Source organism: Rhodococcus sp. 14-2483-1-2 (assembly GCF_002259405.1).
Taxonomy (GTDB): Bacteria; Actinomycetota; Actinomycetes; order Mycobacteriales; family Mycobacteriaceae; genus Rhodococcoides.
Map to the genome: position 1 here is coordinate 157,297 of NZ_NPFW01000008.1, position 22,553 is coordinate 179,849.

Sequence of the window (22,553 nt, forward strand, 5' to 3'; positions counted from 1 at the left end):
AGCCCGAGAGTAGCTACGCCCGGATGCCGACGACCAACGCTGTGATGGTTGTCCAGGTCAGCGACAACAACCCGCGCACCGCCGAGAGCGAGAACGCTGTGGACCACACCGTTCGCGTCGACGGTTCCTCGACCGGCAGGCCGGCGAATCGATCGGCCAGCCAGTCCAGTGTCAGCGGCGCGCTGAGCGGGTGCAGCGACAGGTGTTCGCTCAGCCGATCTCGTAGATAGGTCACGTGGGCACCCGCCTCGATGTACCGATCCACCTGCCCGTCCACGTCGTCGACGGCAATGATCTGATCGTGCACCGACTGAACGACCAGCAGCGGTGCCGTCGGAGCCGTTCGGCCCGGCTGAATGTCCTGGAACACCTGCACGATCTCGGGCAGAGCCAGCAAGTCTGCCAACGGAACGTCGATGTAGCGGTCCAGATCGTGCCGCGCGAGGCGGGTGACAGCCCGGACGGTCGTCATGTTCTCGACGGAATCGAGAATGCGCATTCCGTCCTCGTCCACGTACTGGCGAATGACCCGGTCCAGCTCGGGATAGGTGCGTCGCAGACCCGCAACCACCAGTGTCGGCAACGCCGAATGGAACGTTGCGTTAAGCCTGGTGAACGCCGAACCTGGATCTCCGACGGGCGAGCCGAGGGCGGCACCGACCACTTCGATCTCCGGAGCGTATTCCGGCGCCATCTCCGCCGCCCAGGATGTCGCGAGCCCGCCGCCCGAGTAGCCCCACAGCGCTACCGGCGTGGTCGAATGCCGTTCCAGCGGCTCGAACGACAGCGCCGCGCGAACGGCGTCGAGCGTGCAGAACCCGGGTTCCTGCGGCGAACCCCAGTGACCGTCGGGACCCTCGTGGTCCGGGATCGAGATGGTCCAACCACGGCGCAGGGCGTGCAGTACCAGCAGGAACTCGAACTGCGGAACCGCACCGAACGCCCGCGAGCCACGCCGAAGCGCATAGGACGGGAAACACGAGGATGCGACGCCGTCGATCGCACACTGATACGACAGCAGCACCGGCTGGGCATCCCGCGGGCGCAGCACAGTCGTGACGCTGGCCTGCGGAAAACCACCGAGATCAGCGGTGCGATAGAGCAGCTGCCAGGCGTCGACTCGCTGGCGCACGCGACCGAACATCGCGACCTCGACCGGCCGCACCTTGAGAATCGTGCCCGGTAGAGCTGCTTCGTACCCCTCGGGCGCAGTGTAGAAAGGGTCGTCCTCGGGCCTGGTCGCGTCGCTCCGGCTCGGTGCTCGTTCCACCGGCCAGGGCTGTTCGTCCCCCAATGATCTGTCGACGCTCATGTGCCACCGCTTCTTGTCCGAGTCTCGCCGTCACACTAACTTGCCCTCGACGACCCCATTTCATGCAGCCTGCTGCCAATTGGTGATCAGGACATCGGTCGCGTAGCTGAGGTCGAGGCCTTCACCACCCCAGTTCGGGACGATGGCGTCGGGCGCGATGCCGCCGTACCGTCGCCTCATCTCGTCGGCGACTCCCGACATCGCGGGAGCGTGGATTACCTCGGTTCCCGACGGATGACGAAACGAGAAGCGTTGATCTCCACGGGCTTCGATGAAGAAGTAACCGTCGTGCAGCGCTCGATGGTGTTCGCCGCACAGCAGGACCAGGTTGTCGAGAGTGGTCTCACCACCGCGTGACCGATAGGTGACATGATGCGCATGCATGAAGCGAGTACGGCCGCATCCCGGCACCGCGCAGCATCGGTCGCGAATGATCAACTGACGCAACTGGGTTCGGCTCGGAGCCTTGGCGGTGGCACTCCAACGCACGGTCTTGCCGAGGCGGCCGTGACCGACCGTCCGCACGACTGCGCAGCACAGCACCTGAGCCAACGTTTCGTCGTCCAGACCCGGGCCGTCGTCGAAATGGGCGTGATCGCATCCGGCTTCGGCACTGTTGCCGATGTGGACCAACACTTCCGCTGCCGGTGAGACAACCGGCGAATCCAGCGCAGCGCAGACCATCTCGGCCATGGCGATCATCGCCGGCACCGGATCGATGGGAGCGGGGGCGGCCCGATCTGCGCCGCGTTCCTCCTCCGTGCGGGTGCGTTCGTACTCCGCCCTGGTCAATGCAGCCATGATCCGTTTACCGTCCTCGGGCCGAAAGCGCGCCGTCAGCACGAGCGAGCCGTCGTCCTCGTCCCAGCGCCACCGTCCGACGCACGGATCTCGGTCCACACCGTTCTGCCGAGTGGGACGCATCGCCTTCTTCAGACCACGGCAGAGCCGTTCGATATGTGCGGCGGGAGCATCGAGCGCCTTCTGCAGCAGCGACGCCTCGTTCTCGGCCGTCGCCACCCGCGTCATCGCCCGTACCTTCGAGTACGAGACCGTGCCGCTCAGATACGCCGAGGTGATCAGCGGTAGCTCTCGCATCGCTTTGGCAACCCGCACCTGCTCACGGGCCGTGTGCAGGTCGACTCCCGCACGCCAGGACAACCAGTGCGCACACGACCGCACTTCCCAGCCCGCCCATCCGCGTCGCACGTCGAACTCACCCACCAAGATCAGATACTGCGCCGACGCCGCAGCGATCTGACCGGCCAGAGCGCATATCTCGGTTTCGATCTCTCTCGTCTCGATCCGTCCCGCCTCGGATCCCGTCTCGGCCATGTCGATCACGAACGCCCCCATTCATCGAATACATGTTCGACGAACAGTACGGTGGGGCACCGACAAGAACTTCTCGACGGGGTTCGACTCGTCCCCGCGGGGACGTCTCGGGCTTGCTTTCTGGCCGGTGGGCCCGATACTGACACCAGATGCTGGTTCCGACCGAAGGGTGGTGCAGCCGTGGAGAGTACCGACACCTGGGGCATTGCCGGCGCGGAGTTCCTGCGGTGGTATCTACTCGCAGCCGTCCTCGCAGTGGCCCTGACGCTGGTGAGTAACCGGCTCGCTGCACATCGGTCCGCTTCGGCATCGCCGACCGGACGAGCCCTCACCCCACCCGAGGTCGGGGCGCTCACCAGCGACGACCAGGCGGTGATGGCGTCGTTGGCAATCCTGCGCGGTGCCGACGTGATCGATTCGCGGGGAAGTCGGCGGCGCACCCTGACCGATTCCGAGCGCATGCAGCTGGATTGGTTCACGCGCGCCGTCCTCGAACGACTCGGCAGCGGAAAGGCACCCCTGGTTCGATCCCGGCTGGTGACGAACATGTCCGGTTCGTGTGCGCAGCTGCGTAACGCTCTCGTCGACGAAGGCTTGATGCACGGCGCCGCCGCGCAGCCCATGCTGCCCCGAACGTTCCCCATCCTCTTCGTCGCAGCCCTCGGGGTCGCACGCATCGTTGCAGGCATCGCGAACGGTAAGCCGGTCGGCTTCCTCGTCGGCATCGTCGTCCTGCTGCTCGTGGCACTTCCGTTCGCAGTTCGCCGACGACGTCGAACCGCACTCGGCGATGCCGAACTGCGACGCCTCCGCACCGAGAACGACTATCTCTCGCCACGCTCTCGCCCGTCCTTCACCGCCTACGGTCCGTCGCGCGCTGGCATGTCGGCCGCGCTCTTCGGAGCGGGAGCACTGATGCTGCTCGATCCAGCGATGGCGGGCGCGCTGAGCTACGGATCCGCTCACGCCGGCGGAGCTGCATCGTTCGGATTCGGCGGCGACAGCGGAAGCAGTGGCGACAGCGGCGGCGGTGACGGCGGTGGTGGCGGTGGCGGCTGCGGCGGCGGGTGCGGCGGGTGAGCATCGATGCCCTGCCTGCGGGCCTCGGAATCGGTTGGCGCTCCGAGATTTCGGGGATCATCTCGCAATTGCCGGGTCTCGCGTTCTGCGAGGTGATCGCCGAATCGATCGGGGACCACGCACCGGAGCGCCTCACCGCGTTGGGCGTCCCCGTCGTCACTCATGGAATCGCCCTGTCCCTGGGCGGTGCCGAGCCGGTCGAGCCGCACCGAATTGCGCACCTGGAACGGGTGGCGTCGATGCTCGGCTCACCGATCGTCAGCGAGCACGTCGCCTTCGTCCGCGCCGACGGAATCGAGGCCGGTCACTTGCTACCGGTGCCGCGGACTCGTGAAGCCCTGACGGTGCTGGCTCGCAACATCACGCGGACCCAGGACGGCCTTTCCGTCCCGCTGGCCGTGGAAAACATTGCGGCACTGTTCGATTGGCCGGACGACGAGCTCACCGAGAGCGAGTTTCTCACCGAGCTGGTCGAACGCACGGGCGTGTGTCTGGTGTTGGACATCGCCAACGTCCATGCCAACGCGCGCAACCGACGCCGTGACCCCTGGATCGAACTGACACGACTGCCCCTGGAACGAATTGCCTACTGCCACATCGCCGGTGGCACCGTTCGCGACGGCTTCTACCACGACACGCACACTGCATCCGTACCGGAGGAAGTGCTCGAGCTGCTCCGCACGTTCACCGCGGCAGGGCACCGCCCGCCGTTGATGCTCGAACGCGACGGCCATTACCCGCCCGAACACGAGCTGTTCGACGAACTCGATGCGATCTCCGATTCCGCCGGCCTGACACGAATCACCCCGAACCGGCTGCTGGGCCGGACCACGTGAACGAGAACTTGGCGCGACGACAGAAGGAGCTGATCCGCGCACTCGTCGCGGGAGACCCGCTGCCCCCGGGGTTCGATTCGGCCACCATCGACGCCACGCGAACAGCTCTGCTGCGCAAGCGGGCAGCCGAGATCGCGGCTCGGTACCCGGCGGCGCCGTCGGCGCTGGGGGAGAGGTACGACGAGCTGTTCGACCGATGGGCGTCCGACCGACCCAAGACGTCCACCGCCGCCGATGCGAAAGCCTTCTACGAGGCGATGCGTCGGGCAGGGGAGTTGGACGCGACACATCCGGGACTGCCTGGGCAGCGAATGCCCTACATGGCCGAAGCCCGCAACTCTCTCGTGCGCTTTCGCAGTCCGCTGCGCGGGACGTGGTTGACGTCGCTGTTCGGTGCGGTGCTTCTCGTTGCGCTGCCGATCGTCACGGTGACGGGGTTGCTCTCGTACAGCGCCTACGGGCCGCAGTTCGGCCAGGCCAAACCCGGTGCCGTGGGGTGGCTGCGGTTGCCGTACTTCGACTGGCCCACCGACCCTGCCTGGCTGTACCAACTCACGCAGGGCCTGCATGTCGGGCTCGGGCTGATCATCGTGCCGCTCGTCATCGCCAAACTGTGGTCGGTGATGCCCAAGCTCGTCGAACTGCCACCGGTTCGATCGCCTGCACATGCGCTCGAACGACTGTCGCTGTTGGCACTGGTCGGTGGCTTGCTGTTCGAGATCGTCACCGGTGTTCTCAACATCCAGTACGACTACGTGTTCGGTTTCGACTTCTACGCCGCTCACTACTTCGGTGCCTGGGTGTTCATCTCCGGATTTCTGGTCCACCTGGGTCTCAAGGTCCCGCTGATGTGGCGCACCCTGCGGTCCGAGTCGCTGATGGACGTTCTGCGCGCCCGCAACGAAGCGCCGGACCAGCAGACCGACGACAACCCTCCGTCGACCATGAGTCGACGCGGTGCCATCGGATTGGTCGCTGCAGGAATGGGTTTCATCGCCGTGCTGACGGTGGGACAGACGCTCGGGGGAGTGCTGCGCAAGGCAGCGATTCTGCTACCCCGCGGGCGCTCCTACGGTGATGGCCCCAACGACTTCCAGATCAACCGAACGGCCGAAGCCGCGGGGATCACCGAGGCGCAGACCGGAGCCGACTGGCAACTGACGATCAGCAGCGCAGCCGAGGACGCCGTCCCGATCGTGTTGACCCGAGGCAGGCTGCTGTCGATGCCGCAGCGCACTGCCGAACTTCCGATCGCGTGCGTCGAAGGATGGTCCACCACGCAGACGTGGACCGGCGTCCCGTTGGCCGAACTCGCCGCGCTGGCAGGCGTCCCCGCACCGCGCTCGGCCGAGGTGAGCTCGCTGGAGCAGAACGGAGCCTTCACCCGTGCGGTGCTGCAGGGAAATCAAGCGGCGCATCCGGACTCGTTGCTGGCCTTGAAGGTCAACGGTGTCGATCTCTCGCTCGATCACGGATTTCCCGCGCGCGTGATCGTTCCTGCCCTCCCGGGCGTCCACAACACCAAATGGGTCGCCGACATCGTGTTCCGTTCGTGACTTCCAGCTGTGCGCTTTTCAAACCCCCGCGAATGGTAAAGAATCTTTCTTCGGTGGCCCGCGGGGCTGCCGACGAGGGTATGCCCTCGCCTGGATGAGTTCCGAAGGTCATGTCGCCATGCTTGCTTTGTCCAGAGGCCTCCTCGCCGCAGGTGCAGCTCTCACTCTGCTGTTCGCCGCAGGCTGTTCGTCGTCCGAAGCCGGCAACGCGGTCGCCGCAGATACCACCACAGCCGCCTCGACGTCCACCGCTCCCAGCACGACCGACGACGTCTCGGGCCAAGAGGGCATCGACGCCGGCGGCTCCACCGACATCGATGTGGAGATCGGTCAATGCGTCCAGCTCGGCGGGACGATGACGGCCGCCACCATCGAGAACGCCGAATGCGGCAGCATGGAATCGAACTACAAGGTCATCGCCAAGGCCGAGCAGAACGAGCAGTGCCCCACCGACGTGAACCAGACCTACTACGAGACGCTCGACGGGGTCGAGCAGGGCGCTCTGTGCCTCGACGTCGACTGGGTTGTCGACGGCTGCATGAGCGTCCCCACCATGGGTATGGACGAGCCATCACGAGTCGACTGCAGCGACCCCAGTGCGACCGACGTCGAACAGGTCACCGAGATCAAAACCGGTACCGCCGATCCCAACGAATGCCCCGAAGGTGGATTCGCCTACGAATCAAGGCAATTCGTCGTCTGCACCACGACGATCTCCTAGTCGCGCCGAGCCGACTTGCCAGAGACCATGCGTTTCGTAAAGAGTGAGACAGGTCACTGAGCACCCGCCGGCACGCGAGGAGAACCGATGACCGAGACCACTGCACCTCCGAAATGGAAGGTGGTCGGCCCCGGACTGGTGGTCGCCGCAACCGGCATCGGCGCCGCCGACCTCGTCGCCACGTTGGTGGCCGGCTCGCGCTACGGCTACGCACTGCTCTGGGTCATCATCGTCGGCGTCGTCATGAAAGTCGTTCTGGTGGAAGGTGCCGGCCGTTACACGTTGGCGTCGGGCAACACGATCTTCCAGGGCTGGCGTTCGCTGGGTAGATGGACGACGGTGTATTTCGCGCCGTACATCGTGATCTGGGGATTCGTCTACGGGGCGGCAGCGATGTCGTCGAGCGCGTTACCGATCGTCGCACTGTTCCCGGCACTGGATCTCAAGGTCGTCGCCATCGCATCCGGGCTCCTCGGGTTCGCGTTGATCTGGCTGGGCAGCTATGGATTCTTCGAGAAGATCATCACCGTCTTCGTCGGGATCATGTTCGTCACCGTGATCGGTGCTGCAGTGGTGGCGGTTCCGAACGTTCCCGCGATCGTCAAGGGCATCGTCCCCACCATTCCCGACGGCTCGATCGTGTACGTCCTCGGCCTCGCCGGTGGCGTCGGTGGCACCATCACGCTCGCCGCATACGGCTACTGGCTACGCGAGAAAGGCTGGATCACACCGAAATTCATGCGTGTCATGCGCATCGACAATTCGATGGCCTACGTCATCTCCGGCATCTTCGTCCTCGCGATGCTCATCGTCGGTGCCGAACTGCTGTACTCGTCGCAGATCGCGATCTCCACCGGCGATCAAGGGTTGATCCAACTCTCCGACGTACTCGCCGACCGCTACGGCACGGTGTTCGGCTACGTGTTCCTCATCGGATTCTGGTCGGCGTCGTTCTCGTCGCTGATCGGGGTGTGGAACGGCGTGAGCCTGATGTTCGCGGACTTCGTCGGCAATCTGAAGGGCCTCGAACAGGGTCACCCGGAAACGCGAGTGGGCGGCAAATACTTCCGCTGGTACGTCGCGTGGCTGACGTTCCCGCCCATGGCGCTGCTCTGGCTGGACCAACCGATCGGGCTCGTGCTCACCTACGGCGTCCTCGGGGCGGTGTTCATGCCGTTCCTGGCGGTGACGCTGTTGATTCTGCTCAACAGCGACCGTGTGCCGCGGCAGTGGCGCAACGGCTGGTTCACCAACCTCACGCTGGGTGTCTGCGCATTCCTGTTCGCGTGGCTCGCCGTCGACCAGGTATTGGATGCGCTCGACAAGTACGTGTACTAGTCGGCCGCTTCCAGGCGGGACCGCAGTGTCGACTCCGTGTGCTTGATCGCCTGACCCACAACGGGTTCGACCACAGCGCCGAGCACCTTGCCCGCGATGCCGCCGGGCAGGCTGTAGCGGAACACCACGTCCAGACGGGTACCGCCGTCTGCCGTATCGGAGAACGACCACGTGGACGAGTTGGACAGGCCCTCGACCGATTCGAGTGTGAGCCTCTCGTTGTGGACCCATTCGGTCACGTGCACAACGGAGGTGAGGGCCTTCGGACCGATCTGCATCGTCGCGTCGTACGTGGCACCGAGGCCGGACAGGATGTCGCTCTTCGGCTCGAACCGGGTGATGCCGAACATCCACTGCGGGACGTTCCTGAAGTCGTCCATGTAAGCGAACGCCGCGTCGCGACTTGTCGATGCCACGGCCGAACGATTTATTTCACGCACCGGTGCACCCTAGTACACGCTACGCAGTGTTACGCATACTTTCGCGGTCCGTTTCAGCGGCGTACGTATCCCAACCGCATGTCCACGACGTTGACCAGTGCCGAACCGCGGACATATCGCTGCAGGTTGTCCTCGAACAGCGCCCACAGACGCTCGGCGAAGTCGTCGGCGTCGCCCGCCAGATGCGCGGTCAGGATGACGTTGTCCATGCCCCAGAGTGGGCTCGTTTCCGGCAGTGGTTCGACTTCGAACACGTCCAACACCGCCCACCCGATGTTGCCGGACCCCAGGGCGTCACACAGGGCATGTTCGTCGACGACGGGTCCGCGGGCGACGTTGACCAGGCCCGAATCGGAGCGCATGGCCGTCAGGACCTCCGCGTCGACGAGTCCGCGCGTGGCGTCGGTCAAGGGTGTCGCCAGCACGATCACGTCGTATTCGCCTGCATACGTCGGCAATTGTCGGACGTTTCGGATTCGCGAGAACTCCGCATCGCCCGCCCGCTCGGACGTTGCGGCGGCATCGACGCGCATCCCGAGCGCGCCGAGAACCCGGCCGATCTCGCGCCCGATGAAACCGGGACCGACGACGAGAGCGGCGCGACCATGAATTCCGCTGGTGACTCTGTGCTCCCAGACTCGATCGCGCTGCCGAGCAAGCGCGCGGGGCAGCTTCTTGACCGACGCCAGAATGCCGGCTGCGACATACTCGGCGATGGCCCGGTCGAGGATTCCGCCGGAGTTCGTCAGCAGCCACGGGCCCTCGCGCAGAACCGGATCCAGCAGTCGATCGACGCCGGCGCTCGACGCGTGGATCCAGCGAAGGTTCTCGGCATCGGGCCAGACGGCCCGCAGATCGGCGGTCTCGAAGGTCCGAAACAGCAGCACCTCGGCCCACGACACGACATCGGCGAGTTCATCGATCGAGCAGCGTCGGAAGTCGACCCCATCGATCGCCGGGAACGACTTTCGGTCCGAACCACTCTCGACCACAAGCACGTTCACCACAGGACTCGCCACCTCCGTACCATGACACCGTGCTCATCGTGGAACCCGCAATTGCCTCCGACGCGGCAACGATACTCGGCCTCCGGCACGCCGCCGAGGACTGGCTGTTCGCTCGCGGCATCGATCAGTGGACGCCACGCGAGGTGCCCCTCACCACGGTCGCTGCGCAGATCGAGGCAGGAGAGTTCCACGTCGCCCGACGCGATCCCCGCGGCCCGATAGCCGCAGCACTACGCTTGATCGGATCCGATCCGATCATCTGGCCCGAGCACGACGAACCGGCCTGCTACGTACACGGATTGGTGATCGACAGAAGCGAGGCGGGCACCGGCCTCGGTACGTTGCTGCTCGACTGGGCGTCGGAGCAGACTCGTCGGGCAGGACGCTCGCTGCTGCGTCTGGACTGCGCCGAGACCAACGGTGAGTTGCGCAGCTACTACCTGAATCAGGGGTTCCGCCACGTCGGCCGCCGCGAGTTCGCCGACGGCAGTGCGTGGTTCAGCGTGGCCCTGTTCGAGAAGTCGACCGATCGGTAGTCTCTCGTCCATGGGCGAGAACCGAGATCGTATGCTGCGCGGCGAACTCTACCGAGACAGTGACCCCGACCTGGTGGCGTCCCGGGTGTCGTGCGGGAAGCTGCTCGACCGGTTCAACGCGACCACGGCAGACCGGAACGCAGAAAGGCGTGAACTGCTCAGCGAACTGCTCGGATCCATCGGAGACGATTCGTGGATCATGCCCAGGTTCCAATGCGATTACGGCACATACATTTCCATCGGGTCGAACACTTTCCTCAACTACGACGCAATTCTGTTGGACTGCGCCCCCATCACCATCGGTGACGATGTATCGATCGGGCCACGAGCACAACTGCTGACGGCGCTGCACCCCATGGAGGATCACGAGGCACGCCGAACACGTTGGGAGAGCGCGCTTCCCATCACCATAGGGAACAACGTGTGGCTGGGCGGGGGGGTCATCGTCTGCCCGGGAGTCACGATCGGCGACAACTCGGTGATCGGTGCAGGCAGCGTCGTCACCCGCGACGTGCCGTCGCACACCTTCGCTGCGGGCAACCCGTGTCGGGCAATCCGCGCTCTACCGTGAGATCACGTCGTGCAAGATCTTGTCGGAGTCACCGACGAGCGTGTCGACGGCAATCCTCGCACCCCACCACATCCCCAGCCACCCGATCGCCGCGGCCACGGGAACGGACAGATACGCGAAGGCACCGGGGAGCAGTAGTGCCAGCAGCAGACCGGGTACCACCGATACTGCGAGCACGACCATCGACAGCAGGACCAACGCGAACGACCCTCCGTTGAACGACCCTCGGGTGTTCAGCGAGAAGGCCTTGGTGGGTTCGGGGACCGGATAGGCGGCACGGACCGAGATCACGACGATGAGCCCAGCGCTGACGCCGAGCATCGACAACGTCACCGAGACGGGGACCGCCAGCCGGTCGAGTCCGAGATCGCCGAACACTCGGACGACCGCCGTGGACACGATCGCAAACGGTGCAGCGACCATCAGCCATGCGATCTGTCGACCGCGAACGTCGTCGCGCAGAGCCTGCGGAATCATCACCAGGTGCCACATCGAACCACCGTCGAGGCCGTACAGGTTCGAGCCCGCGCCCATCGCCATGAAGATCACCATCCAGGCACCCCATGCGGCACTGAACGGAATCGAGTCGGTCACCAACGGACCGACGCCTCCGAGCACCGTGAAGATCAGGACCGACAGCAACTGACTTCGACGACGCATATCGCCGCGCCACAGGGACAGCTCGCGCGTCACCACCGCGCCGACACGGGTTGCACGCCAGCCGGTATCGCCGTTGTGGCCGTTCGCTGCCATCTGCTTGCGCGACGCGCCGTACGAGGCGGACACCCGTCCCTCGAAGAGCCGCAGCACGAGTCGCTGCCACGACCACACCAGGACGGCATCGAGCAGCAGCAGTCCCGCCACTGCGCCGATCGCCGTCGGCCAATTACCGTCGAGCGCAGCATCGACTCCGGTGATTCCCCAGCTGAACGGAATCGAATGTGCCAGTGTCAACGGCCATGTCACTTCACCCGACAGCACCCGAGAGAAGTTCTGGGTGATGGGGAACTGCAGGAAGTACAGGCCGCCGAACACCGCACCGAACGCGAGCAGAGCGAACTCTCGACTGCGCCGACTCTTCAACAGCTGAGACATCGCCACGGTGACCACCCTGGACAGCGTCACGAAGAGAACGACGGTCGCAGGCCAGGCCACCAGGGCAAGCGGAAGCGTTGCGAGAGAACGGGACACGGCATAGATCGGAATCGACGCGGTTGCGATGGCCGTCAACGGCACCACCATGCCGTACGCCGACGTGGTCAACAACGCCCGCGCCAGGCGTGCGGGTTCCACCGACAGCATCTGGAAGTGGCGGGGTTGGATGTTGTCGTCGGAGATCCCCGAGAGCACCGGAAACAGTACCCAGCTCAGACCCATCAGTGTCAGCCCGAGGCTCACGGTGCCACCGACCAACACCTGCGAGGCTCCACTGCGCGCAGACAACACACATGCCACGACGGCGAAGACCAGGCCCAACAACCCGAACACGGTCTTCACCACTGCTTGCCCGCCCTTGAACTGTCTGCGGTAGAGCGTGATTCGCATCTGCAGCGCGGTGCGACCGAGGGACGTCACGAGCGCATCCAGGACAGACCGTCGGGGTTCTGCTCGCGAGTACCGACGAGGCGAACGAAGGCGTCGTCGAGGCTTCCGCCGGCGCGGACCTCGTCCACCGTTCCCACCGCCACGACGCGGCCGCCGGTGATGACGCCGACGTGGGTGCAGAGTTGCTCGACGAGGGCCATCACGTGGCTCGACAGAATCACGGACCCGCCGGACCTGACGAACTGGACCAGAATGTTGCGAATGGTGGTGGAGGAGATGGGGTCGACCGCCTCGAAGGGCTCGTCCAGCACCAGCAGTCGGGGTCCGTGCAGCAGCGCCGAGGCCAGTCCGATCTTCTTGGTCATGCCCGCGGAGTAGTCGGCGATGACGGTTCCGCCGGCGTCGGCGAGATCCAACGCGTTCAACAGCTCGTCTCGACGCTGCGCGATGACGTCCTCGGGCATCGCGCGCAGTCGTCCGAAATACGTCAGGAGCTCGTGGCCGGTGAACTGGGATGGCAGAGCGAGTCCGTCGGGCAGTACTCCGAGTAGCTCTTTCGCGGCGATGGGATCGGCCCAGACGTCTCGTCCGAACACCAGACTTCGTCCGTACTGTGGCCTGAGCAGACCGACCGCCATGGACAGACACGTCGTCTTTCCTGCGCCGTTCGGGCCGACGAGGCCGAACATCGACCCGGGTGGAACCATCAGCGACAGGTCGTCGACTGCAACCTTGGGGCCGAAGGCCATGCAGAGGTGCTCGATCAGCAGGGCAGCAGAATTCGTTTGCACGGGTAACAGACTAACCGGTATGGGCGGGTTCGTCATCCGGTACGAATCGTCCGTCCCGGTACCATCTGGGCATGAATCGCACGGCAGTGGTCACCGGAGCTTCGTCGGGTATCGGACGCGCAGTTGCGCAGGCACTCGTCGCCCGGGGCTATCGAGTGATCGGCACCTCCCGCAATCCGGCCTCGATGACCGACGCGCAACGCGCCACCGGCGTCGAGTATCGCGCCCTCGACCTCACCGATGCCGACTCGATCCGCACCTTCGTCACCGATCTCGGTGACGTCGACGTCTTGGTCAACAATGCCGGTGAGAGTCAGTCCGGGCCGTTCGAGGAGCTGCCGACCGATGCCATCGAGCGGCTCTTCCGGTTGAACGTCTTCGGCGCAGTGACGCTGTCGCAGGGCGTCATTCCCGGTATGCGCGAGCGTGGATACGGGCGCATCGTGATGGTCGGATCGATGCTGGCGAGCTTCCCGCTCGCCTACCGCTCGTCCTATGCCTCGACGAAGGCCGCCATCAAGGGCTTCTCCGACGCGGCGCGCCTGGAACTCTCACCCTTCGGGGTGTGGATGACCACCGTCGAGCCGGGGTCGATCAACACCGGGATCAGTGAGCGGCGAACCAAGTACATCGCACCGGATTCGGTACACCGAGACGACTTCCACACCGCGATTTCGTCCCTGGATCGCAAGGAGGGAACCGGCATCTCCGCCGAGGAAGTTGCGGAGGTGGTGCTGAAGGCCATCGAGGCCGACAAGCCGAAACCGTTGTACGCCAGGGGAAGCAACGCACCGGTCGTGTTCATGGCGCGGCGGTTGCTCCCGGCGACCTTCATGGAGAAGACGATTGCGAAGATGTTCGGCCTGAAGCGGTAGCCGAGGTCACCCGGCGATCGCGGCGTGCATCTCCCACACGATCACTTCGGCTCCGGTGACGGTGCTCAGCTTCTGCCCGCCGCCTCCGGAGATCCGTACGGCATCACCCTCGGCGAGTACACCGACACCTTCGAGCATCGCTTCCCCCTCGGCGACGAAGATGTGCACGAACGGCGCGTCGGGAACATCGACTGCGGCTCGACCGGGTTGCAGGCGTGCGGCGTGCATGGCGGCGTACTTGTTCTTGATTCGGATCGCCGCGTGGTCGGCGTGACGAGCCATCCCTGATGCCACGGGAACCAAACCACCACTGAGCAATTCGCTGTCGATCTCGAGCTGTTCGTAGCCCGGGGTGATGCCCTGTTCGTCCGGGACGACCCACATCTGGACGAATCGAACCGGATCTCCGTGCTTGCCCGAGTACGTGCCGGCGGTCTCACCGAGTCGCCACGAGTCGTTCTTCTCCGAGTGCAGGATTCCTGTGCCCGCGCTCATGCGCTGCGCGAGACCGGGGTAGATGACGCCGGAATGACCCATCGAATCCTGGTGCACCAGCGAACCCTGCAGAACCCAGGTCACGATCTCCATGTCACGGTGTGGGTGGGTGTCGAATCCCTGCCCGGGGGTGACGATGTCGTCGTTGTTGACCATCAGGACGCCGTGGTGGGTGTTGGCACGATCGAAGTGGTTGCCGAAAGAGAAGGAGTGCTTGGAGTCGAGCCAGCCGATCCGAGTCTTGAAACGGTCGTCGGCTCGCCGGACGTCGAGTTGAGCTGCTGCAGAGGTCATTACGTGTGCCCTCGAATCTTCGAGTGAGTGGATGACTACAGAACGTGCGAGCCGTACATCTCACCGAGTGGATCGGCGATCAGCTCGAGGCGCGCACCATCGGGGTCACGGAAGTACAGCGAGACCTCGCTGTGCTCGATCAGTTCGACTCCGGCGTCGATCAGCTTGGTACGCAGGTGTTCCCACCTGGTCGGCTCGACACTGATCGCCACGTGATGGAGGCCGCCGAGCACCTCTGCATACGGTCCGACGTCGAGTCCGGGGAAGTCGAAGAATGCCAACAGGTTGCTGTTGCCGATATCGAAGAAGAAGTGCGAAGAGCCTGGGTAGTCGCGGTTCTCGATGAGCTCGGTGAGCGGGAACTCGAGTACGTCCTGATAGAAGCGAACCGTCGCTTCGACGTCGCTGCTGACCAACGCGGTGTGATGGAGTCCGCGGGCCGAGGAAGCAGGCCGTTCGCCTGCCGGCTTCAGGTGCTGGGCGCGGATGCGGTCACGCTCGATGGTGTGCTGATCTGCCTCGGTCATCGCTCTACCCTTCGCTCAAGTAGTTGCTTCGTCAACTACTGAGAACAGTACACCGAGTAGTTGCGTTGTCAACTACTATAGGTTCATGGACTCCCCACGGTGGCTCGGCCAGGACGAACAGCTGGCCTGGCGCGCATACCTCGACGCGACGCGGCTGCTGCTTCGTGACCTCGACAACCAGCTCACGCGTGACTCCGGTATCTCGTTCACCGACTTCGAGCTGCTGGTGGTGCTCTCCGAAGCGCCCGATCGCCGACGCCGCATGAGCGAACTCGCCGACGCCGTCACCACGACGCGCAGCGGCGTGACGAGGGCCATCAGCCGGTTGGTCGAGTGCGGTTGGGTTCGGCGCGTCAAATGCGACGACGACAAACGGGGCATGTCCGCCGAACTCACCGAGGCCGGCCTCAGCACGCTCGCCGAGGCCAGTCCAGGGCACGCCGCAGCGGTACGGGAGAACATGTTCGACCTGGTGGACCCGAAGGATCTCGCGGCCCTCACCCGCACCTTCTCGGCAATGCGGAACCACGCGTCGTGACCCTCACGTACATTCCCGGCGAGCAGCGGCACCACTGGTGGAACGAATGGCTCGACTCCAAACAGTCCTTCCCCGCCACCGGCAACTACGACCTGGCGGCGAACGCGCACGGGCTGCTGATGGTGCACAACGAGGACACCGTCTTTCCCGGTGAAGGGTTCGACTCGCACGAGCACCGGAACATGGAGATCCTCACCTGGGTGCTCGACGGCACGCTCGAACACACCGATTCCGAGGGCAACAGCGGGCGGATCCGCCCCGGGCTGATCCAACGCATGAGTGCGGGCACCGGCATTCGCCACACCGAACGCAACGCGTCGAGCCTGACCAGCCGCGACAAGCTCCGCGTCGTGCAGATGTGGATTCCGCCGGATGCCGACGGACGGGTGCCCTCGTACGACGAACTGGACGTGCGCGACGAGTTGGCATCCGGCGAGCTGGTCTGTGTGGCATCGGGAATGCCCGACCGAAACGGAATACGCATCGGCAATCGCTTTGCGGCACTGCATGTTGCGCGACTCCAGCCGGGACAGTCGATCACCGTTCCCGACGCGCCGTTCGGTCATGTCTTCGTTGCCGACGGTTCGGCGGCGTTCGAGGACATCGGCGATCTCGCCCAAGGTGACGCGGTGCGACTGACCTCCACCGGCGGACACCGTGTGACAGCATCGACCGCGAGCGAAATCATGATCTGGGAAATGCACGCCACCTTCGCCTGAGGGAGTTTCGACCATGCCGACCGTCGCCACCGACGATGCCGTCACCCTGAACTACCTCGACGAGGGCGCAGGCCCTGTCGTGGTCCTCATCGCCGGGTTCTGCGCGCCGGCGACCACCTGGGTGCTGCAGCAGAAAGCGTTGGTGAATGCCGGATATCGCGTTCTGGCGCTCGATCGACGAGGACACGGTGCCTCGGAGGCACCGACACACGGGGCGTCCATGGAACGGCACGGACGCGATGTGGCCAACCTCCTCGCGGCCGTGGGCGTCACGGACGTCGTCCTGATCGGCGGTTCGATGGGGGCGAGCACCGTCTGGTCGTACATCTCGCAATTCGGCACCGAGCACGTGCGAGCCATCGTGTCGGTCGATCAGACTCCGAAGATGGTGAACAGCTCCGACTGGAAGAATGGCTTCTACGGTCTCACCGAAGAGAACCGAACGACATTCTTCGACAATGGGATACCCGATACCGGACACGGCCTGCCCAAGTGGAAGTCCGTGCCGTCGCTGCTGAAGCTCGTGCTCGAACTACGTGCGATTCCGAAGATTGCATCGCCCGACACCCCGCCGATGAAGGCTCTGCTGGCCGATCATGCTGCGCAGGACTGGCGCTCGACCATCGCGGGCACCGACAAGCCGTACCTGATGGTTGCCGGGCGTGAGAGCCAGTTCTGGCCTGCTGCACACGCTTCCGAGTCCGTCGACAACAATCCCCGCGGTCGATCGGTAGTGCTGGAAAAATGCGGGCACGCCGCGAACATGGACCGGCCGAAAGAGTTCAACACGGCGATGCTGGAGTTCCTCGACTCGATCGAGTGAGGTCACGGCTGCCTGTGCCCATCCAACGCCTGCGCGCAGGCAACCAGATTGCCATGCAACACTTCTCGCTCCTGAGTGGAGAGCGACGCGATCATGTCACGTTCGACGTCGGCCACTGCGGCCGACGCTTGCCGCAGTCGTTCGATTCCCCGTGCCGTCACGTGCAGGCGTTGATCTCGACCGGTGCCCTCGATCTCCACCAGGCCGTCTCGCGTGAGCCCGGCCAGCAGCTGATGGGTGGCCTGCCTGCTGACGAACACCGCGCGAGCGAGCTCGGCGTTGGACAATCCCGGCTTGTGCGCGAGGAGTTCGAGGCTGGAGTACTGCGAGACGGTGATGTCGAGTTCGCGTAGGCGATCGTCCATCGCCGAACGCAGGGCGGATGTGGCCCGCTTCAGGGCGTAGCCGATCGAGGTGTCGAGGTCCACTTGACTCATGTCAACATCTTGACATACCTTTGCCTCGTCAAGTTCTTGACAACCCGACGAAAGGATCCACCATGACCACCGCTACCGTCTCCGGACCGAGCTTCCTCTCCTTGCAAGTACGCGACCTCGCCGCCAGCGCAGACTTCTACGAAAGCCGGCTCGGCCTGGTCCGCGCACCCCAGGCACCCCCCGGCGCGGTGGTGTTCACAACCTCGCCCATCCCGCTCGCCGTCCGAAACCCAGCTCCCGGAACCGATCTCGACAGCGGACAGGCGGGACTCGGAGTCGCACTGTGGCTCGTCTGTGACGACGCCGAGGCGCTGCACGAGTCACTGGTCGCCGCCGGCGTGACCATCCTGACCGCACCTTTCGACGGCCCCTTCGGAAAGACCTTCGTCCTGCAAGACCCGGACGGATATGCCGTGACCGTGCACAGCAGCTAGTTCCGAAAGAACTATTGCGAAATATTCCTTTCGGGTTATGGTTGTCGCATGAGCCCACCACCTCCCGACCGGATGCCCCGGAAGCTGACGGACATGTCCGAGCTCAAGGCGCTGACGCATCCCATTCGACTGCGCATGCTGTACGCATTGCGGGCCAATAAGTCGATGACGGCAACCCAGCTGGGCGATCTGGTGGACGAGTCACCCGCCTCGATGAGCTATCACCTGCGCAAACTCGCCGAGCACGGGTTCGTCAAGGAGGTCGAGAACGGATCGGACAAGCGTCAGCGCTGGTGGTCGGAGGCCAACGAGGGAGGGTTCAGCTGGTCGGAGAACGACTTCTCGGACTCACCCGAGTCGTTGTCGGTTGCCAAGGCATCCATAGATTCATGGCTGGCTCATCAATGGTCACGTCTGCACGACTTCGGCCGAACCTCCGAATCCTGGGGCCAGGACTGGGTAAGCGCGGCATTCAGCAGCGACGACGTTCTGCGACTCACAGCGGAGGAAACGAAGACCATGGGCACGGAAATGCGCGCTGTCATCGACAAGTGGCGTCGACACGGAGAGAACGCGACTTCGGGGGAGCGCGAGCACGTCATGGTCCTGATGCACGGATTCCCCACGACACCATAGGAGTTGGCATGTATCCGTTCGATCCGCACACGTATCTCTTCGTGCTCAAGCAGGATCGCGATCGACATCTGCTTCTGGCCGAGCGCCGCAGACTCACTGCTGCGCAGAAACGACTCCGCCGCGACGAACTCCGCGTTCAGAGGGCGTGGGACGAATTGACGGCATCGCTCGCCGATGTCTCCATGTCCGAGCGACGGGTACTCGAGCTGGCTCGTCGGTGACGAAAGCCGTTCAGAAAAACTGCTTTTCGAGCCACACCTCGGCGTAGGGTTCGCTGTTGAATGCAGGGACGTCGACATAGCCGAGCCGCGAGTACAAGCGGCGGGCCTCGACCAGATCGGCTCGGGTATCGAGTCGGATTCTGCTGCGGCCGGACTCGCGAACAAGATTCTCGATGTAACCGACCAACGATGCGCCGACGCCACCCCTCCGGCCGATCGGATCCACGAAGACACGCGTCAATTCAGCGATGTCGTCGGAGATGAAACGTGCTCCACCGCACCCGACGACCGAATGCTCTGCATACGCCACCACGAACGTGCCCGAATGGCCGGCAAGGTCGTCGCTCGGCTCGTCGACCATGACTCGGAGCACTTCCTCATCGGACGCCTCCCGGCCGTAGAAGCGCCCGATGATATCGACGTTGTAGCGACGCAGAATGTCGATCGCTGGTTCCGACGTCGGATCTACGACGGCGAACGCCGGTACAGCCACTACTTCGCGGCAGCCCGCTTGGCGAGCGTCTTCGAGATCCCCAGCTGCGCAACCACGATGATGCAACCGACGATCGCGCCGATGACCGCCGACGCGAGCGTGTTGACGATCCACGCCAGCACTCCGCCGATGCCGGCGACGCCGCGCACCGCTTCTTCGCCGTGGTGCACGAGTTCGTAGATGGGATGGAATCCGAGCTCGTCGATGCCGACGAGCAGGATGTGTCCACCGACCCACAGCATCGCTGCGGTGCCGACGACCGAGAGCACCGACATGACCTTGGGCATGGCCTTGACCAGACCACGGCCGAACTTCTCGACGAACCCGGTGGACCCCTCGGCCAGTTTCAGACCGATGTCGTCCATCTTGACGATCAGCGCGACGACTCCGTAGACCACGATCGTGATCACCACGGCGACGACCGCGAGGATGATCAATCGACTCCAGAAGCCCTCACCGGCAATGGTGTCCAACGCGATGACCATGATCTCGGCGGACAGAATGAGGTCGGTGCGCACTGCGCCGGAGACCACGGTGTCCTCGTCGCGTGGCTCGTCCTCGGCGGCGGCGTGATGGTCGCCGTGGCCGAACAGTGCGCCCCAGATCTTGTGCGCCGCCTCGTAGCTGAGGTAGCAGCCGCCGAGCATCAGAATGGGCGTCAACAGCCACGGCACGAACTGACTGAGAAGCAACGCGATCGGCAGGATGATCAGCAGCTTGTTCCGCAGCGAACCCACGGCGATGCGTTTGATGATCGGCAGTTCGCGCTCCGCCGCGAGTCCGCGGACGTATTGCGGCGTCACCGCGGCGTCGTCGATCACGACACCCGCTGCCTTCGCCGTCGCCTTACCGGTCGCTGCACCGACATCATCGATGGATGCAGCTGCCAGACGAGCCAGCGCTGCCACGTCGTCGAGCAGGGCTACGAGTCCGCCGGCCATCACAAACCTCCGCTTCGATACGAGAACACCGCTGGGCTCCGCATGATGCGAGCCCTTGGAACCCTACCGTCCGCAGGTGGTCTGTGATCGCCGTCCGGCCCCTCCTGGTTGCTACGCGATCTTGCGCTCCTGCTCGGCCTCGACGACCTTCGCGGGCGGCAATCCGATGCTCGGGTCGTGTCCTCGGAAATTCTTCAGCCACCAGCTCCAATCCTCGGGCACCAGCGAGAACGGGTCACCATGGCCGAGCTCGCGTGCAGCCCACACCGGCCAGTGCGGGTTGGCCAACGCCGGACGACCGAGCAACACCACGTCGATCTTGCCCTCGCGGATGACGGCGTCCGCATTTTCCGGAACGCCCAGATTCCAGCTGCAGGTCACCGGGATATCCAGCTCACGCTTGACCCGTGCAGCCCGCTCGACCATGAACCCCATGTCGCCGAACGGCGGGTCCACCATGTCGTCGGTGTTGAAGCCGAGGCTGACATCGGCCATGTCCAGGCCGTGTTCCTTCATCCACCCGATCGCGACCATGGATTCGTCGAACTGAACCCCGTCGGGGTGGTGGTCGTCCGAGCCCAATCGCATGGTGAGCGGGAACTTCTCGGGCCACACCTCGCGCACCGCGTCGAGTGCCTCGAGGTGGAACCGGGCCCGGTTCTCCAGGCTGCCGCCGTACTGATCGGTGCGCTGATTGGCCAGCGGGGAGAAGAAGCTGGCACCGAGATAGCCATGGGCGTAATGCATCTCGAGCCACTCGTACCCCGCCTCCGCCGCTCGGACGGCTGCGTCGGCGTAGCTCTGGTGGATGGCCTTGATCTCGGGCACGGTGAGTTCGTGGACGGGGAACGAGTGGTCGCCGCCGTAGGGAATCGCCGACGGCGCAACACATTCCCAACCGTCGGGATGGTCTGCCGGAAGCTGGTGTCCGCCCTGCCACGGTGGCACTTCACTGCCTTTGCGTCCGGTGTGACCCAACTGAATCGCCGGGACCGAACCCATCTGCTTGATCATCGCCGTCACGCGAGCGTGACCCTCGATCTGATCGTCGTCGTAGATTCCGGCGCACCCGGGAGTGGTGCGTCCGTCGGGCGTGATCGCAACCTGTTCCGGGAACACCATCCCGAAACCACCGGCTGCGCGCGCACCCAGATACATGAGGTGAAAGTCGTTCATCTTTCCGTCGACGGCGCGGTACATCGTCATCGGCGACATGGCGATGCGGTTTCGAAGCGTTACACCTTTGAGCGTGAACGGGCTGAAGAGATCCGGCATGACAATGGTCCTTTCCCTGGGTAGAACCACCTCATCACCTGGCACGTTTCGACCGACTACATCGATGCTGCACATCGGTGACAGTTTTCTCACCGTCCATCCGACCCGAGTGTGAGGCCCGATGTATGGTTTCCTATACGTATAGTGAGCTATACCTAGGATCGGAGCATTCACATGGCACTCAGATGGGTATCGGTCGCCGCAATCGGCCTCGCAACCGCGTCGGCAACGGCATTGCTGGCCTGGCTGGTATCGCCCGTCGCACCGGGGATCGCGGCGGTGGTGTTCGGGTTCACCGCCCTCCCGTTCGGGGCGATGCTGGGCTGGATACTGATCATCGCACCGGTCACTGCCGACCAGACCTACACTTCGGGTGACAGCGTCGAGAGCCATTGGACGACATCGGCGTCCAGCGGTACCGCCATCGATCTCGTGACTGTCCTCGGCCTGACTCTGGCCGTGGTAGCCATCACCCGCGTCGACCCCCCGGCAACCCTGCTACTGACGGGCCTGTTGTTGGCTGCGTTCGCGTCGTTCACCGCGCGGTATGCCCTCGCACGACACCAAGCCCTGTCCGAGTGAAGAACAGTGTTCGACGGCGTCGCACCGAAAAGGGATGGTCGCAGAACGAACTGGCCGAACGGATCGACGTCACCCGTCTGACGATCATCTCCATCGAGAAGGAGCGATTCGACCCGAGCCTGCCCGTCGCCTTCCGCCTCGCCGCGGCATTCGACTGCTCGATCGAGGGACTGTTCGAGCCGGACCCGGGTTGAT

General features: G+C 64.4%; 28 protein-coding genes and 1 pseudogene. 17 read left to right on the forward strand and 12 right to left on the reverse strand.

The genetic code is table 11. From position 1 onward, the window contains the following. Window positions 1-13: 13 nt before the first annotated feature. Window positions 14-1,312, reverse strand: coding sequence for a lipase family protein (locus CH295_RS08685; RefSeq protein WP_094740410.1), 1,299 nt, complete (start codon window positions 1,310-1,312; stop codon window positions 14-16). A 60-nt stretch (window positions 1,313-1,372) separates the two neighbouring features. Continuing rightward, window positions 1,373-2,668 (reverse strand): HNH endonuclease, encoded by a 1,296-nt coding sequence (locus CH295_RS08690; protein WP_094740411.1) that lies wholly within the window; start codon window positions 2,666-2,668, stop codon window positions 1,373-1,375. Window positions 2,669-2,827: 159 nt separating this feature from the next. On the opposite strand from CH295_RS08690, the gene CH295_RS08695 reads away from it, so the two are divergent. From CH295_RS08695 to CH295_RS08715, 6 genes and pseudogenes are all read left to right on the forward strand, one after another. Further along, on the forward strand, window positions 2,828-3,727 hold the full coding sequence (locus CH295_RS08695; protein ID WP_094740412.1) for a TIGR04222 domain-containing membrane protein: 900 nt from the start codon (window positions 2,828-2,830) through the stop codon (window positions 3,725-3,727). Then, a complete protein-coding gene (locus tag CH295_RS08700) occupies window positions 3,724-4,563 on the forward strand; it encodes an MbnB/TglH/ChrH family RiPP precursor modification enzyme (protein WP_094740467.1) in 840 nt (279 codons plus the stop codon). Before CH295_RS08695 ends, CH295_RS08700 begins: the two co-directional genes overlap by 4 nt. After that, window positions 4,560-4,814, forward strand: a pseudogene (locus CH295_RS28600) (SCO6045 C-terminal-like domain-containing protein); the annotation flags it as partial. The gene CH295_RS08700 and the pseudogene CH295_RS28600, both read left to right, overlap by 4 nt. A gap of 60 nt (window positions 4,815-4,874) precedes the next feature. After that, window positions 4,875-6,119 carry a molybdopterin-dependent oxidoreductase gene (locus tag CH295_RS08705; protein WP_094740468.1) on the forward strand — a complete coding sequence of 415 codons (1,245 nt, stop codon included), beginning with the start codon at window positions 4,875-4,877 and terminating at the stop codon, window positions 6,117-6,119. Between the two features lie 118 nt (window positions 6,120-6,237). After that, entirely contained in the window at window positions 6,238-6,840 is a 603-nt protein-coding gene (gene lppU, locus CH295_RS08710; RefSeq protein ID WP_502694480.1) for an LppU family putative lipoprotein, read from the forward strand. Window positions 6,841-6,927: 87 nt separating this feature from the next. Continuing rightward, window positions 6,928-8,178: an Nramp family divalent metal transporter gene (locus CH295_RS08715; RefSeq protein ID WP_094634976.1), complete on the forward strand. Its 1,251-nt coding sequence runs from the start codon at window positions 6,928-6,930 to the stop codon at window positions 8,176-8,178. On the opposite strand, the gene CH295_RS08720 is transcribed toward CH295_RS08715, so the two are convergent. Then, the gene (locus tag CH295_RS08720; protein ID WP_037195120.1) at window positions 8,175-8,618 is read right to left on the reverse strand and encodes an SRPBCC family protein; all 444 of its coding nucleotides are present in this window, start codon (window positions 8,616-8,618) and stop codon (window positions 8,175-8,177) included. The two genes, CH295_RS08715 and CH295_RS08720, sit on opposite strands and share 4 nt — an antisense overlap. A gap of 53 nt (window positions 8,619-8,671) precedes the next feature. Further along, window positions 8,672-9,622, reverse strand: coding sequence for a D-2-hydroxyacid dehydrogenase (locus tag CH295_RS08725; protein WP_170945823.1), 951 nt, complete (start codon window positions 9,620-9,622; stop codon window positions 8,672-8,674). A 32-nt stretch (window positions 9,623-9,654) separates the two neighbouring features. On the opposite strand from CH295_RS08725, the gene CH295_RS08730 reads away from it, so the two are divergent. Both CH295_RS08730 and CH295_RS08735 read left to right on the forward strand, forming a co-directional pair. After that, complete coding sequence (locus tag CH295_RS08730) at window positions 9,655-10,161, forward strand: GNAT family N-acetyltransferase (RefSeq protein ID WP_094740415.1); 507 nt, start codon at window positions 9,655-9,657, stop codon at window positions 10,159-10,161. A gap of 10 nt (window positions 10,162-10,171) precedes the next feature. Continuing rightward, entirely contained in the window at window positions 10,172-10,732 is a 561-nt protein-coding gene (locus CH295_RS08735; RefSeq protein ID WP_094740416.1) for a sugar O-acetyltransferase, read from the forward strand. Here CH295_RS08735 and CH295_RS08740 read toward each other — a convergent pair. After that, window positions 10,724-12,307, reverse strand: coding sequence for an ABC transporter permease (locus CH295_RS08740; protein WP_094740417.1), 1,584 nt, complete (start codon window positions 12,305-12,307; stop codon window positions 10,724-10,726). The two genes, CH295_RS08735 and CH295_RS08740, sit on opposite strands and share 9 nt — an antisense overlap. Next, complete coding sequence (locus CH295_RS08745; RefSeq protein WP_052048061.1) at window positions 12,304-13,104, reverse strand: ABC transporter ATP-binding protein; 801 nt, start codon at window positions 13,102-13,104, stop codon at window positions 12,304-12,306. The genes CH295_RS08740 and CH295_RS08745 overlap by 4 nt, the downstream gene beginning before the upstream one ends. 35 nt (window positions 13,105-13,139) lie before the next feature. On the opposite strand from CH295_RS08745, the gene CH295_RS08750 reads away from it, so the two are divergent. Then, a complete protein-coding gene (locus CH295_RS08750) occupies window positions 13,140-13,943 on the forward strand; it encodes an SDR family oxidoreductase (RefSeq protein WP_094740418.1) in 804 nt (267 codons plus the stop codon). A gap of 6 nt (window positions 13,944-13,949) precedes the next feature. On the opposite strand, the gene CH295_RS08755 is transcribed toward CH295_RS08750, so the two are convergent. Then, complete coding sequence (locus CH295_RS08755; protein WP_094740419.1) at window positions 13,950-14,732, reverse strand: pirin family protein; 783 nt, start codon at window positions 14,730-14,732, stop codon at window positions 13,950-13,952. A gap of 35 nt (window positions 14,733-14,767) precedes the next feature. Next, window positions 14,768-15,259, reverse strand: a complete 492-nt coding sequence (locus CH295_RS08760) for a VOC family protein (protein WP_094634970.1) — start codon at window positions 15,257-15,259, stop codon at window positions 14,768-14,770. Window positions 15,260-15,344: 85 nt separating this feature from the next. On the opposite strand from CH295_RS08760, the gene CH295_RS08765 reads away from it, so the two are divergent. Genes CH295_RS08765 through CH295_RS08775 form a run of 3 tightly spaced genes read left to right on the forward strand, consistent with a single transcriptional unit; the run spans window position 15,345 to window position 17,339 of the window. Then, window positions 15,345-15,797 (forward strand): MarR family winged helix-turn-helix transcriptional regulator, encoded by a 453-nt coding sequence (locus CH295_RS08765; RefSeq protein WP_094634969.1) that lies wholly within the window; start codon window positions 15,345-15,347, stop codon window positions 15,795-15,797. After that, entirely contained in the window at window positions 15,794-16,516 is a 723-nt protein-coding gene (locus tag CH295_RS08770) for a pirin family protein (RefSeq protein ID WP_094740420.1), read from the forward strand. The genes CH295_RS08765 and CH295_RS08770 overlap by 4 nt, the downstream gene beginning before the upstream one ends. 13 nt (window positions 16,517-16,529) lie before the next feature. Next, window positions 16,530-17,339: an alpha/beta fold hydrolase gene (locus tag CH295_RS08775; protein WP_094740421.1), complete on the forward strand. Its 810-nt coding sequence runs from the start codon at window positions 16,530-16,532 to the stop codon at window positions 17,337-17,339. A gap of 2 nt (window positions 17,340-17,341) precedes the next feature. Here CH295_RS08775 and CH295_RS08780 read toward each other — a convergent pair whose 3' ends face one another. Continuing rightward, on the reverse strand, window positions 17,342-17,776 hold the full coding sequence (locus tag CH295_RS08780) for a MarR family winged helix-turn-helix transcriptional regulator (RefSeq protein ID WP_094740422.1): 435 nt from the start codon (window positions 17,774-17,776) through the stop codon (window positions 17,342-17,344). A 62-nt stretch (window positions 17,777-17,838) separates the two neighbouring features. On the opposite strand from CH295_RS08780, the gene CH295_RS08785 reads away from it, so the two are divergent. Genes CH295_RS08785 through CH295_RS08795 form a run of 3 tightly spaced genes read left to right on the forward strand, consistent with a single transcriptional unit; the run spans window position 17,839 to window position 19,067 of the window. Next, entirely contained in the window at window positions 17,839-18,210 is a 372-nt protein-coding gene (locus CH295_RS08785; RefSeq protein ID WP_094740423.1) for a VOC family protein, read from the forward strand. Between the two features lie 48 nt (window positions 18,211-18,258). Further along, window positions 18,259-18,846, forward strand: coding sequence for a winged helix-turn-helix domain-containing protein (locus CH295_RS08790; RefSeq protein WP_252341969.1), 588 nt, complete (start codon window positions 18,259-18,261; stop codon window positions 18,844-18,846). An 8-nt stretch (window positions 18,847-18,854) separates the two neighbouring features. Then, entirely contained in the window at window positions 18,855-19,067 is a 213-nt protein-coding gene (locus tag CH295_RS08795) for a hypothetical protein (protein WP_094740424.1), read from the forward strand. A gap of 10 nt (window positions 19,068-19,077) precedes the next feature. Here CH295_RS08795 and CH295_RS08800 read toward each other — a convergent pair whose 3' ends face one another. From CH295_RS08800 to CH295_RS08810, 3 genes are all read right to left on the reverse strand, one after another. Further along, entirely contained in the window at window positions 19,078-19,560 is a 483-nt protein-coding gene (locus CH295_RS08800) for a GNAT family N-acetyltransferase (protein WP_094740425.1), read from the reverse strand. Continuing rightward, entirely contained in the window at window positions 19,560-20,501 is a 942-nt protein-coding gene (locus CH295_RS08805) for a DUF808 domain-containing protein (protein WP_037195149.1), read from the reverse strand. The genes CH295_RS08800 and CH295_RS08805 overlap by 1 nt, the downstream gene beginning before the upstream one ends. Window positions 20,502-20,612: 111 nt before the next feature. Beyond that, window positions 20,613-21,776: an NADH:flavin oxidoreductase/NADH oxidase gene (locus CH295_RS08810; protein WP_037195622.1), complete on the reverse strand. Its 1,164-nt coding sequence runs from the start codon at window positions 21,774-21,776 to the stop codon at window positions 20,613-20,615. A gap of 174 nt (window positions 21,777-21,950) precedes the next feature. On the opposite strand from CH295_RS08810, the gene CH295_RS08815 reads away from it, so the two are divergent. Both CH295_RS08815 and CH295_RS08820 read left to right on the forward strand, forming a co-directional pair. Further along, the gene (locus tag CH295_RS08815; protein WP_094740426.1) at window positions 21,951-22,358 is read left to right on the forward strand and encodes a hypothetical protein; all 408 of its coding nucleotides are present in this window, start codon (window positions 21,951-21,953) and stop codon (window positions 22,356-22,358) included. After that, on the forward strand, window positions 22,355-22,552 hold the full coding sequence (locus CH295_RS08820) for a helix-turn-helix transcriptional regulator (protein ID WP_094740427.1): 198 nt from the start codon (window positions 22,355-22,357) through the stop codon (window positions 22,550-22,552). Before CH295_RS08815 ends, CH295_RS08820 begins: the two co-directional genes overlap by 4 nt. Window position 22,553 lies beyond the last annotated feature (1 nt).

Coding starts and splice junctions, on each gene's coding strand:
- CH295_RS08685 (WP_094740410.1), bottom strand. CDS start 1,312: ATGAGCGTCGACAGATCATTGGGGGACGAACAGCCCTGGCCGGTGGAA.
- CH295_RS08690 (WP_094740411.1), bottom strand. CDS start 2,668: ATGGGGGCGTTCGTGATCGACATGGCCGAGACGGGATCCGAGGCGGGA.
- CH295_RS08705 (WP_094740468.1), top strand. CDS start 4,875: ATGCCCTACATGGCCGAAGCCCGCAACTCTCTCGTGCGCTTTCGCAGT.
- lppU (WP_502694480.1), top strand. CDS start 6,238: ATGCTTGCTTTGTCCAGAGGCCTCCTCGCCGCAGGTGCAGCTCTCACT.
- CH295_RS08715 (WP_094634976.1), top strand. CDS start 6,928: ATGACCGAGACCACTGCACCTCCGAAATGGAAGGTGGTCGGCCCCGGA.
- CH295_RS08735 (WP_094740416.1), top strand. CDS start 10,172: ATGGGCGAGAACCGAGATCGTATGCTGCGCGGCGAACTCTACCGAGAC.
- CH295_RS08745 (WP_052048061.1), bottom strand. CDS start 13,104: ATGACGAACCCGCCCATACCGGTTAGTCTGTTACCCGTGCAAACGAAT.
- CH295_RS08750 (WP_094740418.1), top strand. CDS start 13,140: ATGAATCGCACGGCAGTGGTCACCGGAGCTTCGTCGGGTATCGGACGC.
- CH295_RS08755 (WP_094740419.1), bottom strand. CDS start 14,732: ATGACCTCTGCAGCAGCTCAACTCGACGTCCGGCGAGCCGACGACCGT.
- CH295_RS08760 (WP_094634970.1), bottom strand. CDS start 15,259: ATGACCGAGGCAGATCAGCACACCATCGAGCGTGACCGCATCCGCGCC.
- CH295_RS08765 (WP_094634969.1), top strand. CDS start 15,345: ATGGACTCCCCACGGTGGCTCGGCCAGGACGAACAGCTGGCCTGGCGC.
- CH295_RS08775 (WP_094740421.1), top strand. CDS start 16,530: ATGCCGACCGTCGCCACCGACGATGCCGTCACCCTGAACTACCTCGAC.
- CH295_RS08780 (WP_094740422.1), bottom strand. CDS start 17,776: ATGAGTCAAGTGGACCTCGACACCTCGATCGGCTACGCCCTGAAGCGG.
- CH295_RS08785 (WP_094740423.1), top strand. CDS start 17,839: ATGACCACCGCTACCGTCTCCGGACCGAGCTTCCTCTCCTTGCAAGTA.
- CH295_RS08790 (WP_252341969.1), top strand. CDS start 18,259: ATGAGCCCACCACCTCCCGACCGGATGCCCCGGAAGCTGACGGACATG.
- CH295_RS08795 (WP_094740424.1), top strand. CDS start 18,855: ATGTATCCGTTCGATCCGCACACGTATCTCTTCGTGCTCAAGCAGGAT.
- CH295_RS08805 (WP_037195149.1), bottom strand. CDS start 20,501: ATGGCCGGCGGACTCGTAGCCCTGCTCGACGACGTGGCAGCGCTGGCT.
- CH295_RS08810 (WP_037195622.1), bottom strand. CDS start 21,776: ATGCCGGATCTCTTCAGCCCGTTCACGCTCAAAGGTGTAACGCTTCGA.
- CH295_RS08815 (WP_094740426.1), top strand. CDS start 21,951: ATGGCACTCAGATGGGTATCGGTCGCCGCAATCGGCCTCGCAACCGCG.